Origin of the sequence: Streptomyces sp. NPDC047869, from assembly GCF_040704065.1 — a bacterium.
In the GTDB taxonomy this organism is placed as follows: Bacteria; Actinomycetota; Actinomycetes; order Streptomycetales; family Streptomycetaceae; genus Streptomyces.
Genome location: NZ_JBEYRK010000029.1, coordinates 25,862 through 37,554, shown reverse-complemented (window position 1 = coordinate 37,554; position 11,693 = coordinate 25,862). Strand labels below are relative to the sequence as shown.

The 11,693-nt window shown below is 72.5% G+C and carries 13 protein-coding genes; 10 read left to right on the top strand and 3 right to left on the bottom strand.

From position 1 onward, the window contains the following. Positions 1-120 precede the first annotated feature (120 nt). From AB0924_RS29650 to AB0924_RS29630, 5 genes are all read left to right on the top strand, one after another. On the top strand, positions 121-324 hold the full coding sequence (locus AB0924_RS29650; protein ID WP_067045059.1) for an MbtH family NRPS accessory protein: 204 nt from the start codon (positions 121-123) through the stop codon (positions 322-324). A 135-nt stretch (positions 325-459) separates the two neighbouring features. After that, complete coding sequence (locus AB0924_RS29645) at positions 460-1,062, top strand: GNAT family N-acetyltransferase (RefSeq protein ID WP_366913001.1); 603 nt, start codon at positions 460-462, stop codon at positions 1,060-1,062. Positions 1,063-1,238: 176 nt separating this feature from the next. Then, complete coding sequence (locus AB0924_RS29640; protein WP_358933298.1) at positions 1,239-3,692, top strand: SpoIIE family protein phosphatase; 2,454 nt, start codon at positions 1,239-1,241, stop codon at positions 3,690-3,692. 80 nt (positions 3,693-3,772) lie between these two features. Then, complete coding sequence (locus AB0924_RS29635) at positions 3,773-4,045, top strand: hypothetical protein (RefSeq protein WP_358933300.1); 273 nt, start codon at positions 3,773-3,775, stop codon at positions 4,043-4,045. Continuing rightward, positions 4,042-5,547: a ubiquinol-cytochrome c reductase cytochrome b subunit gene (locus AB0924_RS29630; protein ID WP_366913000.1), complete on the top strand. Its 1,506-nt coding sequence runs from the start codon at positions 4,042-4,044 to the stop codon at positions 5,545-5,547. The genes AB0924_RS29635 and AB0924_RS29630 overlap by 4 nt, the downstream gene beginning before the upstream one ends. Here the strand turns inward: AB0924_RS29630 and AB0924_RS29625 are convergent. Together AB0924_RS29625 and ctaD are read right to left on the bottom strand one after the other, a co-directional pair. Then, on the bottom strand, positions 5,483-5,866 hold the full coding sequence (locus AB0924_RS29625) for a cytochrome c oxidase subunit 4 (RefSeq protein ID WP_358933304.1): 384 nt from the start codon (positions 5,864-5,866) through the stop codon (positions 5,483-5,485). The genes AB0924_RS29630 and AB0924_RS29625 overlap by 65 nt on opposite strands. Then, positions 5,863-7,527 (bottom strand): cytochrome c oxidase subunit I, encoded by a 1,665-nt coding sequence (gene ctaD / locus AB0924_RS29620; RefSeq protein WP_366913013.1) that lies wholly within the window; start codon positions 7,525-7,527, stop codon positions 5,863-5,865. The genes AB0924_RS29625 and ctaD overlap by 4 nt, the downstream gene beginning before the upstream one ends. A 162-nt stretch (positions 7,528-7,689) precedes the next feature. On the opposite strand from ctaD, the gene AB0924_RS29615 reads away from it, so the two are divergent. From AB0924_RS29615 to AB0924_RS29595, 5 genes are all read left to right on the top strand, one after another. Next, positions 7,690-8,058, top strand: coding sequence for a DUF6479 family protein (locus AB0924_RS29615; protein ID WP_366912999.1), 369 nt, complete (start codon positions 7,690-7,692; stop codon positions 8,056-8,058). Positions 8,059-8,178: 120 nt separating this feature from the next. Next, entirely contained in the window at positions 8,179-8,355 is a 177-nt protein-coding gene (locus AB0924_RS29610) for a hypothetical protein (RefSeq protein ID WP_358933309.1), read from the top strand. 104 nt (positions 8,356-8,459) lie between these two features. Continuing rightward, the gene (gene rfbB / locus AB0924_RS29605) at positions 8,460-9,431 is read left to right on the top strand and encodes a dTDP-glucose 4,6-dehydratase (protein WP_358933383.1); all 972 of its coding nucleotides are present in this window, start codon (positions 8,460-8,462) and stop codon (positions 9,429-9,431) included. Further along, entirely contained in the window at positions 9,428-10,294 is an 867-nt protein-coding gene (gene rfbD / locus AB0924_RS29600) for a dTDP-4-dehydrorhamnose reductase (protein WP_366912998.1), read from the top strand. The genes rfbB and rfbD overlap by 4 nt, the downstream gene beginning before the upstream one ends. Next, positions 10,291-11,094, top strand: a complete 804-nt coding sequence (locus tag AB0924_RS29595; RefSeq protein ID WP_366912997.1) for a class I SAM-dependent methyltransferase — start codon at positions 10,291-10,293, stop codon at positions 11,092-11,094. Before rfbD ends, AB0924_RS29595 begins: the two co-directional genes overlap by 4 nt. Here AB0924_RS29595 and rfbC read toward each other — a convergent pair. Beyond that, positions 11,084-11,689 (bottom strand): dTDP-4-dehydrorhamnose 3,5-epimerase, encoded by a 606-nt coding sequence (rfbC, locus tag AB0924_RS29590; RefSeq protein ID WP_358933315.1) that lies wholly within the window; start codon positions 11,687-11,689, stop codon positions 11,084-11,086. The two genes, AB0924_RS29595 and rfbC, sit on opposite strands and share 11 nt — an antisense overlap. Between the last annotated feature and the right edge of the window lie 4 nt (positions 11,690-11,693).

The window sequence follows — 11,693 nt, the reverse complement described above, 5'->3', positions numbered from 1 at the left end:
CGCCCCACGCGCCCCGACCGCCCGCCACCACCGCGCCCCGACGACGACCGGGGCGACAGGCAGGCCGAAGACCGACCGAAGACCGACCGAAGACAGACCGAAACCGAGAAAGAAGGCGACATGGACGAGAACACCCGCTACCAGGTGCTGCGCAACGACGAGGAGCAGTACTCCCTCTGGCCCGCCGACATCGAGGTGCCCGCCGGCTGGCAGCCCGTCGGCAAGGAGGGCACCGAGGCCGAGTGCTCCGCCTACGTGGACGAGGTCTGGACCGACATGCGGCCCAAGAGCCTGCGTGAGCGCATGGAGAACGCCGGCGCCTGACCGGCGCACCCGCACCGACACGCCGGGCCGGCCGCACCCGCGCCGGCCCGGCACCCCCTCACCCCCACGCGTCGCCGTCCCGGCGCCCCACCGCCCTCGGCCCCACCGCACCGCAACTCACCCGAGGAGCCCTTCATGACCCCCGTCCTGCGCACCGAGCGCCTGGAATTCCTCCCCTACCGGCCCGAACACGAGGATCACTTCGTCGCGCTGTTGCGCAACGAGGAGGTGTGCCGCTGGATGGGGCAGGACCTCGTACCGGAACCGCAGCTGCGCGAGCTGTTCCGCGCCATCCTCACCGACGTCTACCCCCAGCGCCGCTTCGACGTGTGGGGCCTGTGGCTGGACGGCACCTACGTCGGGCACGCCGAGGTGAAGCCGACCGGCAACGTCGACGGCCACGAACTCGTCACCGCGCTCGTCCCCGGCCACTGGGGGCGCGGCCTGGGCGGCGAGACGGTGCGCGGCCTGCTCCGGCACGCCGCCGACGACCTGGGGCTGACCGAGGTGTACGGCATGGTCGGCGCCGAGAACACCGCCAGCCTGGCCCTGTGCCGCCGCCTTGGCTTCCGGCACGTCCGGGACGTCGTCGGTGACGACGGTTCCGTGACGAAGCTGATGGCCATCCGCACGAAGGATCCGGAGCCGGAGACCGGGGCTTCGACCGTGCCCCACGCGGCCGGGGCGGCGACCGCCGCGGACGGAGCCGGTGCGGCGGCCGTCGAAGACCCCGTGTGAGCCGGCCGCCGCTCGCCGGGTGAGCCGCCGAAGCGGCGGAGACCGGGCCCGCGCCGGAACCGAGGCGCGAATTCGGTCCGCCGCCGTGGTGACGGCCACCCCCGGCAGGGGCCCGCGGAGCCCGTCCGCTTTGTCCGCGTCCGCAGGGGCTGCGCAGTCGGCTCATACGCGCTGTAATGGCGAACGTGGCGAGTGAGGGTGCTGTGGTGCGCAGATCGAGGAGCGAGCGTGCCGGACTTGCCCTCGACACGCTCGCGGACGTGCCCGCTTCGCCGGACCGGCTGCGGCGTGTCCTGGAACAGGCACTGGTGTTCGCCGGGGCCGCGTTCGCCGGCGTGTACACGCCGTGCGACGACCCCGCGACGCTCTGCCTTGCCGAGTCGGCCGGTCTGCCCCGCACGCTGTACGGACTGCGCGACGGCTATCCGGCCGCGGGCGGCTCCCCGATGGCCGAGGCCCACCGCACCCGGCGGCCGGTGTGGCTCGGTCCGGCCGAGCTGGCCGGGTGCGCCGAGGCACGCCGGGCGCCGTCCCCGGACTTCTCGCTGGCCGCCCTGCCGCTCGGCCCGGCAGGCGGCTGTCTGCTCGCCGTCACCGAGCAGCCGGGCGGCTTCGGCACCGACGACCGCGACTGCCTGGAACTGGTCGCCCGGGCCGTCGCCGTACCCGCGCCGGCCGGGGCCGCCACCGAGACGGGCGAGCTGCCCGCCGACGCGTTCAGCGTGGTCATGGACACCGGCCGGGTCGAGGTCGGCGACGGGATCCTCGGCCTGTTCGGCATCGGCCGGCCGGAGTTCGACGGCAGGGTGGAGACACTGCTCGGTCTCACCGTCCCCGAGGACCTGCCCTCCCTGATGTCCGTCGTCGAGGCCGACCACATGTCGATCGGCGAACGCGAACTGGAGTTCCGCATCCTCCAGCACTCCGGCCCGCCCAAGTGGGTCCGGCTGCGCGGCCGGCTGGTGCCCGGCGGCGAGGGCCGTTCCGCCCGGCTCGCCGGCACCGTCGCCGACGCCTCCACCCTGCGCTCCGACGTCACCGACGTGGCCCGGGTCCAGCGGCTGGCCGCCGCCCTCGCCACGGCCGGCACCGTCAAGGACGTCGGGCACGCCGTCGTCGCCGCCCTGCGCGTCCCCCTCAACGCCGACCGCATCGCGCTGGCCGAACTGGAGAACGACCGCCTCGTCGTCACCGTCCTCGACCCGCCGGAACCCGAGGCCTGGCCCGAGCTGTGGCGCACCGAATGGCGCACCGAATGGCCCGACGCGCCGGTGCGGGCGATGCCCACCCTCGCCGCCGCGCTGCGCGAGGGCCGCTCCCGCATCTGGCCCGCCGGCACCCCGCTGGAGCCCGCCCTCGCCGAGGTCGGCCCCGGCGGCCTCGCCGTGCTGCCGCTGCCGGCCGGCGGCCGCATGGCCGGCGCCTGCCTGATCGGCTGGGACCAGCCGCACGAGTTCGCCCCCGACGAGCGCGCCCTGCTCACCGCCTGCGCGGGCCTCACCGGACAGGCCTTGCTGCGCGCCCACGCCTTCGACGCCGAACACGAACTCGTCGGCATGCTCCAGCGCACCCTGCTGCCCCGTCGGCTGCCCCGGCTGCCCGGCGCGGTCGCCGTCGCCCGCTATCTGCCCACCACCGCCGGTCTGGAGGTCGGCGGCGACTGGTACGACGTGATCCCGCTCGCCGACAACCACGTGGCCCTCGTCATCGGCGACGTGCAGGGCCACAACGCGGGCGCCGCCACCCTCATGGGGCAGATGCGCACCGCCCTGCGCGCCTACGCCGCCGAGGGCCACTCCCCGGACGTCGTCGTCTCGCACGCCAACCGGCTGCTGCTGGACATGGAGACCGACCTCTTCGCCACCTGCGCCTACGTCGACGTGGACATGGAGCAGGGCACCGCCCTGTGCGTGCGCGCCGGCCATCTGCAGCCCGTGCTGCGGCACCCGGACGGCAGCACCGAGATCGTGCAGGCCGAGGGCGGCCCGCCGCTCGGCGTGCTCGGCCAGGCCGAGTTCCGCATGACCCCGCTCCGGCTCCAGCCCGGCACGGTCCTCGCGCTCACCACCGACGGCCTGGTGGAGTCCCCGGGCGTTGACATCGACGAGGGCATGGACCGGCTCGCCGCCGAACTGGCCGCCGCCGACCCGGGCCACCTCGGTCTGGTCGCCGACGCCCTGCTCACCGGCGCCCACCGCGGCGACGACGTCGCCCTGCTGCTGATGCGCTACGACGGCATGGCCGTACGCCCGCTGCGCGAGAGCTGGACGGTGTGGCGGGTCCCCGAGGCCGTCCGGCACGCCCGCCGCTTCAGCCGGCGCACGCTGCGCACCTGGGGCGTCTCCCCGGACACCGTCGACGCGGCCCTCCTCGTCGTCTCGGAACTGGTCACCAACGCCCTCGTGCACACCGGCGGGCCGGTCCGCCTCGACCTCAGCCTGGTCAACCACCGGCTGCGGCTCGCCGTCGCCGACACCTCGCCGCGCAGCCCCGTCCAGCCGACCAGCATCGGCTGGGAGGCCACCGGCGGCCGCGGCATCCTGCTGGTGGAGGCGGTGTCGGCGGCCTGGGGGACGGTGCCGGTCAGCGGCGGCAAACAGGTCTGGGCGGATCTCGTACCGCAGGACTGACCCGCCACTCGGGTACCGGTGCCGCCCGCGCACGGCAGGTCAACAGGCGCCGCGCGCCGACCGTGCCTAAGGTCGGTGGGGTGGCACACACCTTCGAGGAACTGGTGGCGAAGCAGCGCGCCGCCGACGCGGCACACCGCATGGTCGAGGAACTCCGGGACGCGTACGGGCCGCCCGCCGGGCGCCAGATGACGGGCGCCCAGTCCGGCACCTACGAGACGGCGCTGCGCGCCTGGCGGGACCTGGACCGGGAGGCGCAGACGGCGGTGAGCGAGTACGCGAAGGAGACCGGCAGGCCGCGGGCCGACGTGGAGGCGGAGGTGGCGCGGGCGGCCGCACCCCAGGACTCGTGAGACCCGGCCCCCGCGCGGCCGCCCGCGGCGCCGAACGCCTCGCCGACGCGGCGGACGCCCGCCTCCCGGTGCTGGAGGGAGGCTCGCTGCTGCGCAAGGCGTTCCCCGAGCACTGGTCCTTCCTGCTCGGCGAACTCGCTCTTTACAGCCTGCTCGTGCTGATCCTGACCGGGGTGTGGCTGACGTTCTTCTTCCAGCCGGAGATGCGCGAGGTCGTCTACCAGGGCTCCTACGTGCCGCTGCGCGGGGTGCTCATGTCGTCCGCGTTCGACTCCACCCTGCGCATCAGCTTCGACGTCCGCGGCGGACTGCTGATGCGGCAGATGCACCACTGGGCCGCGCTCCTCTTCATCGCCGCGATCGGCGCGCACATGCTCCGGATCTTCTTCACCGGAGCCTTCCGCCGGCCCCGCGAGCTGAACTGGGTCATCGGGGTCACCCTGTTCGCGCTGGCCCTCGCGGAGGGCTTCGCCGGCTACTCGCTCCCCGACGACCTGCTCTCCGGCACCGGACTGCGCATCGCCCAGGGCATCATGACGTCGATCCCGGTCGTCGGGACGTACCTGGCCTTCTTCGCCTTCGGCGGCCAGGTGCCCGGCCACGACATCGTCACCCGGCTCTACCCGGTGCACATCCTGCTGGTCCCGGGCGCCCTCGTCGCCCTCGTCTCGGTGCACCTGATGCTGGTCTTCCACCTCAAGCACACCCAGTGGCGCGGCCCCGGCCGCACCAACCGCAACGTCCGCGGCAAGCCGCTCTTCCCGCAGTTCAGCGCCTCCTCCATCGGCCTGTCCCTGACGGTCGCCGGTCTGCTGGCGGTGCTGTCGGCCGTCGCCCAGATCAACCCCGTGTGGGTGTACGGCCCGTTCCGCCCCGACCAGGCCTCCACCGGCTCCCAGCCCGACTGGTACGTCGGCTTCCTGGAGGGCGCCCTGCGGCTGGTGCCGTCGTGGGAGACCACCTTCGCGGGCCACACCGTGATGTGGAACGTGCTGCTGCCGGCCGTGGTCCTGCCCGCCGTGCTGTTCGCCGTGCTCTACGCCTACCCCTTCGTCGAGCAGCGCCTGACGGGGGAGTGGCACCAGGAGCGGCATCTCGCCGACCGGCCGCGCGAGCGTCCCGTGCGCACCGGCTTGGGCGTGGCGGCCACCGTGTTCTACGCCGTGCTGCTGCTGGAGGGCGCCAACGACGTCACCGCCCAGACGTTCCGCGTCTCCGTCAACGGGCTGACCTACGTGTACCGCGTCGCCCTCGTGGTGGCGCCCGTCCTCGCCTTCCTGCTGACCTGGTGGCTGTGCCGGGCCCTGGCGGCGGCCGAGCGCGAACGCCTTGCCGAGGGCGTGCCGACCGGCGACATCCGGCAGAACGTCGCCGGGGGCTACGAGACCGACCACGAACCGGTTGAGTCGTTCCAGCCCGGAGCGCCGCGCAGGGAGCTCAGCGACGCGCGTACTGGAACACCATCCCGAACACCCCGCGCACCAGGACGGCGAAGCCGATGAGGAACAGCCACAGCCCGTAGACGACGCCGGTCGCCGTCACCGCGAAGCCCAGCGCGGTGACGACCGGCCAGGGGCTCTCGTCCGGGAAGAACGCCACCGGCCCCGCCCCGTCGGCCACTTCGGCGTCCCTGAGGTCCTGCGCCCGCCTCCCCTTGCGCCGGTACTGCACCAGGCAGAAGAACGACACCAGCGCCGCCATGCCGCAGGCGACCACCAGCGCCGCCGTACCGGCCGGCTCGCCCGACCACACCCCGTACAGGGCCGCGGTCCCGCCGAAGAACACCGCCACACCGCCGAACAGCATCGCCTCGGTCCTCATCGTTTCCCTTCCTCCTGGGCCTCGCGCACGACCTCCGGATGGTGCAGGTCGAAGGCGGGCGACTCGGACCGGACCCGGGGCAGCGCCACGAAGTTGTGCCGGGGCGGCGGGCAGGACGTCGCCCACTCCAGGGCCCGGCCCCACCCCCAGGGGTCGTCGATGTCCACGCGCTCGCCCTTGGCCGCGGTGCGCCACACGTTGTAGAGGAACGGCAGGGTGGAGACGGCGAGCAGGAACGCCCCGGCGGTGGAGACGCTGTTGAGCAGGGTGAAGCCGTCACCGGGGAGGTAGTCCGCGTAGCGGCGGGGCATGCCCTGCTCGCCGAGCCAGTGCTGGACCAGGAAGGTGAGCTGGAAGCCCGGGAAGAGCAGCCAGAAGTGCACCTTGCCGAGGCGTTCGTCGAGCATCCGGCCGGTGAACTTGGGCCACCAGAAGTAGAACCCGGCGAACATGGCGAACACGACCGTGCCGAACAGGACGTAGTGCAGGTGGGCGACGATGAAGTAGGAGTCGGTCAGGTGGAAGTCCAGCGGGGGTGAGGCGATCAGCACCCCGCTGAGCCCGCCGAGGAGAAAGGACACCAGGAACCCGCAGGACCACAGCATCGGGGTCTCGAACGACAGCGAGCCGTACCGCATGGTGCCGATCCAGGCGAAGAACTTGATGCCGGTGGGGACGGCGATCAGGAACGACATGACGGAGAAGAACGGCAGCAGCACGGCGCCGGTGGCGAACATGTGGTGGGCCCAGACGACGGCCGAGAGCATGGTGATGGCGATGGTCGCGCCGATCAGCGGGAGATAGCCGAACAGGGGCTTGCGGGAGAAGACCGGCAGGATCTCGGAGACGATACCGAAGAAGGGCAGCGCGACGATGTAGACCTCGGGGTGCCCGAAGAACCAGAACAGGTGCTGCCACAGCAACGCGCCCCCGTTCGCCGCGTCGAAGACGTGCGCGCCGAACTTGCGGTCGGCCTCCAGGGCGAGGAGGGCGGCGGTCAGCACGGGGAAGGCGGGCAGCACCAGGATCGAGGTGAACAGCACGTTCCAGGTGAAGATCGGCATCCGGAACATGGTCATGCCGGGAGCGCGCAGGCACATGATGGTGGCGATGAAGTTGACCGCGCCGAGCGTGGTGGAGACACCGGTGACGACCAGTCCCATGACCCACATGTCGCCGCCGGCGCCTGGGGAGTAGTAGGCGCTGTTGAGGGGGGCGTAGGCGAACCAGCCGAAGGAGGCGGCGCCGCCGGGGATGATGAAACCGGAGACCACCATCAGGCCGCCGAGCAGGTACATCCAGTACGACAGCGCGTTCAGCCGGGGGAAGGCCACGTCGGGCGCGCCGATCTGCAGCGGCATGACCGCGTTGGTGAACCCGGCGAACATCGGTGTGGCGAACAGCAGCATCATGATCGTGCCGTGGATCGTCACGAACTGGTTGTAACCCTGCTCGCTGAGCACCTGCAGCCCCGGCCGTGCCAGCTCCGTGCGCATGGCCAGCGCGAGGAGTCCGGCGAGCAGGAAGAAACAGAACGCCGTGACCATGTAGAGCCGGCCGATCACTTTGTGATCGGTCGTCGAGAGCCAGCGCAGCAGGACCCGGCCGGGCCGGGGAGCGGTGGCCGGGTACCGTGCGGTGATCTCCGCGATCTCTGACATCTCCGGTGTTTCGGTCATCGCGGGCGACGCTACTCCCGGGACCGATGGGCCCGCCCGCGCCACGCCCCGCACGCCCACGGTCGGGTCCGCCGCCCGCTGCGCCGATCGGTTGAAGCGCCCCGGGCCAGGCATCCGGCGTCCGGTCCCGGGTACCCGCAGGTCATGAACACTGCCATGTACGAAGCAGCCACAGGCGCTCAGGTGTTCGGGTACGTCCTCGTCCTCGTGGTCGGCGTCGCCCTCGTCGCCGGGCTGCTGTGGGCGTTCCGGCTGGGCGTCGCGGTGCGCAAGCGCGAACCGGCTCCGCCGCTGCCCGAGGAGCAGCCCACGCTGCCGCCGTCCGGTCCGGTCCGTGAGACGAGCGAGATGCGCGAGCCGCACGAGGTGCCCCGGACCGAGGACGGGAACGACCGGCTCACCCCCCATCAGCTCGGCAACGTCGGTTCCACGCGGGCCGAGGACCAGCGGCGTCCGCGCTGGTCGCCCGGGTCCAGCGGCTCCTTCGGCGGCGGTGGCGGCGGCCGGACCTGAGCCGCGCCGCCCGCGGGTTTACCCGTCATGGGCGCGGGGACCCGGGCGGACACACCGCAGACGCCGGGCCGGCTCACCGGCCGGCCCGGCGGCAGGGCAGAAGAGAGAAGATGAGACACCGTGACCGCGCACATCAGTGACAGGCCCGCACTTCCCTATGCCGAGACCGGCTGGTCCAAGGCCCGCGGCAGGCGGGGCGGCAGCGTGCGCACCTGTCGGCCGGCCATCGCCGAGCGCACCGGTCCGCGGCAGGAGAGCGCGGAGCGGGACGGCAACATAGTGCGGGGCGAGGACTGAGGAACACCGGGGCGGGCGGCGGAGCCCGGCGGGAATCCGGGGGCCGGCCCAATAAGGCGAACAAGGGTCCGGACCGGGCAGTCCGCCGTTAGGGTATGGCCAATATGAACCTCCTCGTCACCGGCGCCGCCGGGTTCATCGGCTCCCATTACGTACGCGGCCTCCTCGCCGACGACTCGCCCGACGCGCCGAGCGTCACCGTGCTGGACAGGCTGACCTACGCCGGCATCCGCACGAACCTCCCGAGCGGCCATCCCCGCCTCGACTTCGTGCACGGCGACATATGCGACGCCGCCCTCGTCGACAAGCTCATGGCCGGCGCCGACCAAGTGGTGCACTTCGCCGCCGAGTCGCACGTCGACCGGTCGATCGACGGGGCCGGCGAGTTCGTCCGCACCAATGTGGTGGGCACCCAGACCCTGCTGGACGCGGCGCTGCGAAACGGCGTCGGCACCTTCGTGCACGTCTCCACCGACGAGGTCTACGGTTCCATCGAGTCCGGCTCCTGGCCCGAGGAGCACCCCCTCGCGCCCAACTCCCCTTACTCCGCCTCCAAGGCCTCCTCCGACCTGCTGGCCCTCGCCCAGCACCGCACCCACGGCCTCGACGTCCGGGTCACCCGCTGCTCCAACAACTACGGCCCGCGCCAGTTCCCGGAGAAGGTGATCCCGCTCTTCGTCACCAACCTCCTCGACGGCCTGACCGTCCCGCTCTACGGCGACGGACGCAACGTCCGCGACTGGCTGCACGTCGAGGACCACTGCCACGGCATCGAACTGGTCCGCACCAAGGGCCGGGCCGGCGAGGTCTACAACATCGGCGGCGGCACGGAGCTGAGCAACAAGGAACTCACCGGACTGCTCCTCGAGGCCTGCGGCGCGGACTGGGGCCGGGTGGAGCACGTCACCGACCGCAAGGGCCACGACCTGCGGTACTCGGTCGACTGGAGCAAGGCCCGCGACGAACTCGGCTACCGCCCGCGCCACGACTTCTCGACCGGCCTCGCCGGCACGGTCGCCTGGTACCGGGACAACCGCTCCTGGTGGGAGCCGCTCAAGCGGCGGAGCGGCCGATGAGGTGGCTGGTCACCGGCGCGAGCGGCATGCTCGGCCAGGACACCGTCCAGGAACTGCGTGAACGCGGCGAGGACGTCACCGGGCTCGGCCGCGCGGCGCTCGACATCACCGAACCCGGCTCCGTGCGGGGGGCGTTGGAGACCCACCGCCCGGACATTGTCGTCAACTGCGCCGCCTACACGGCCGTGGACGACGCCGAGACCGACGAGGCACGCGCGCTGCGCGTCAACGGCGAGGGCCCGCGGCTGCTCGCCCGCGCCTGCGCGGCCCACGGCGCCCGGCTGGTCCACGTCTCCACCGACTACGTCTTCTCCGGCGACGCCCGCGACACCCCCTATCCCGAGGACCACCCTCCGGCTCCGCGCACCGCCTACGGCCGCACCAAACTCGCCGGGGAGCGCGCGGTGCTCGCCGAACACCCGGACGGCGCCGTCGTGTTGCGCACCGCCTGGCTGTACGGCGCCCACGGCCGCAATTTCGTGCGCACCATGCTCGAACTCGAGGCCCGCCGCGACACCCTGGACGTCGTGGACGACCAGCGCGGGCAGCCGACCTGGAGCGCCGACGTGGCCGGCCTCGTCGCGGACCTCGGCGCCGGGGACGTCCACGGCGTCCTGCACGCCACCAACTCCGGTGAGGCCACCTGGTTCGAGCTGGCCCGCGAGGTGTTCCGGCTGACCGGCGCCGACCCGGAGCGGGTACGCCCCACCGACAGCCGGTCCTTCACCCGGCCCGCGCCCCGGCCCGCCTACAGCGTGCTCGGGCACGCGCGATGGCGGGGGACCGGCCTGGAACCGCCGAGGGACTGGCGGTCCGCCCTGTACGAAGCCCTGCCTCACATCCGCAAGGAGATGTCCCAGTGAAACGGCACGAGTTCCTGCGGGAGCTCCACAAGGTCACCGCGAACCGCAACTACCTGGAGATCGGCGTCAACGACGGCCGCAGCCTGACGCTGTCCCGGGTACCCAGCGTCGCTGTCGACCCCGCGTTCAAGGTGGTCACGGAGATCCGCTGCGACGTGCACCTCGCCAAGGCGACCAGCGACGACTTCTTCGCCCGCGACAACCCCCTCGCGCACCTCAGGGGCGGCCGCCACCCGCTGCGCAACCTGGCCCGCAACCGCAGCCCGTTCGGCTACTGGAGGCGCACCACGCTGGACCTGTCGTTCATCGACGGCATGCACCTGTTCGAGTACGCGCTGCGGGACTTCATCAACATCGAGAAGCACGCGGACTGGGCGAGCGTCAGCGTCTTCGACGACATGCTGCCGCGCAACGTCGACGAGGCCGCCCGCGACCGGCACACCGACGCCTGGACCGGTGACGTCTACAAGCTCGTCGAGATCCTGAACCGTCACCGCCCCGACCTGGTCACGGTGCTGGTCGACACCGCGCCCACCGGCCAGCTGGTGGTCTTCGGCGCCGACCCGTCGAACACCGTGCTGAAGGACCGCTACGACGAGATCATCGCGGAGTTCGAGGTCCCCGACCCGCAGAAGGTCCCCGAGCCGGTCCTGGAGCGCACCACGGCCGTCAAGCCCGAGGACTTCCTCGGCGCCGGCTTCTGGAAGCCGCTGGCCGCGGCGCGCAACCGGGGCACCAAGCGGGCCCGCGGCTGGGAACCGCTGCGGCGCGCGCTGGAGCCCTACTCCGTCACCCGCTGAATCGGCCGCGCAGCCGCGCGTAGTGGGCGGAGCAGTCCGCGTAGGAGGGCAGCAGCCCGGACCGCTCCGCCTCGGCCAGCGTGGGTGCCTCGGCGTCCTTGGGAGACAGCACCGGCTCGATGCCCTCGGGCCAGGCGATGCCGAGACCGGGATCGAGCGGGTGCACCCCGTGCTCCCGGCCCGGCGCGTACCCGGCCGAGCACAGGTAGACCACGGTGGCGTCGTCGGTCAGCGCCATGAAGGCGTGCCCCAGACCCTCGGCGAGGAACACCGCGTGCCGGGTGTCGTCGTCCAGTCGTACCGCCTCCCACCGCCCGAAGGTGGGGGAGCCGACCCGGATGTCCACCACCACGTCCAGCACGGCACCGCGCACACAGGTGACGTACTTGGCCTGCCCGGGCGGTACGTCCGCGAAGTGGACGCCGCGCAGCACACCCCGCCGCGACACCGAGCAGTTGGCCTGGGCGAGGCCCAGGTCGTAACCGGTGGCCTCGCGGAACTCCGCGCCCCGGTACCACTCGTGGAAGCTGCCCCGGTCGTCCGGGAACACCTTGGGCTCCAGCACCCACGCGTCCGCTATCTCCAACTGCCGCACCGGA

Bases quoted from the DNA above. Each gene is read 5' to 3' on its own strand.
- rfbB (WP_358933383.1), top strand. From the start codon at position 8,460: ATGAACCTCCTCGTCACCGGCGCCGCCGGGTTCATCGGCTCCCATTAC.
- AB0924_RS29640 (WP_358933298.1), top strand. From the start codon at position 1,239: ATGGCGAACGTGGCGAGTGAGGGTGCTGTGGTGCGCAGATCGAGGAGC.
- rfbD (WP_366912998.1), top strand. From the start codon at position 9,428: ATGAGGTGGCTGGTCACCGGCGCGAGCGGCATGCTCGGCCAGGACACC.
- AB0924_RS29615 (WP_366912999.1), top strand. From the start codon at position 7,690: ATGAACACTGCCATGTACGAAGCAGCCACAGGCGCTCAGGTGTTCGGG.
- AB0924_RS29650 (WP_067045059.1), top strand. From the start codon at position 121: ATGGACGAGAACACCCGCTACCAGGTGCTGCGCAACGACGAGGAGCAG.
- AB0924_RS29645 (WP_366913001.1), top strand. From the start codon at position 460: ATGACCCCCGTCCTGCGCACCGAGCGCCTGGAATTCCTCCCCTACCGG.
- ctaD (WP_366913013.1), bottom strand. From the start codon at position 7,527: ATGTCAGAGATCGCGGAGATCACCGCACGGTACCCGGCCACCGCTCCC.
- AB0924_RS29625 (WP_358933304.1), bottom strand. From the start codon at position 5,866: ATGAGGACCGAGGCGATGCTGTTCGGCGGTGTGGCGGTGTTCTTCGGC.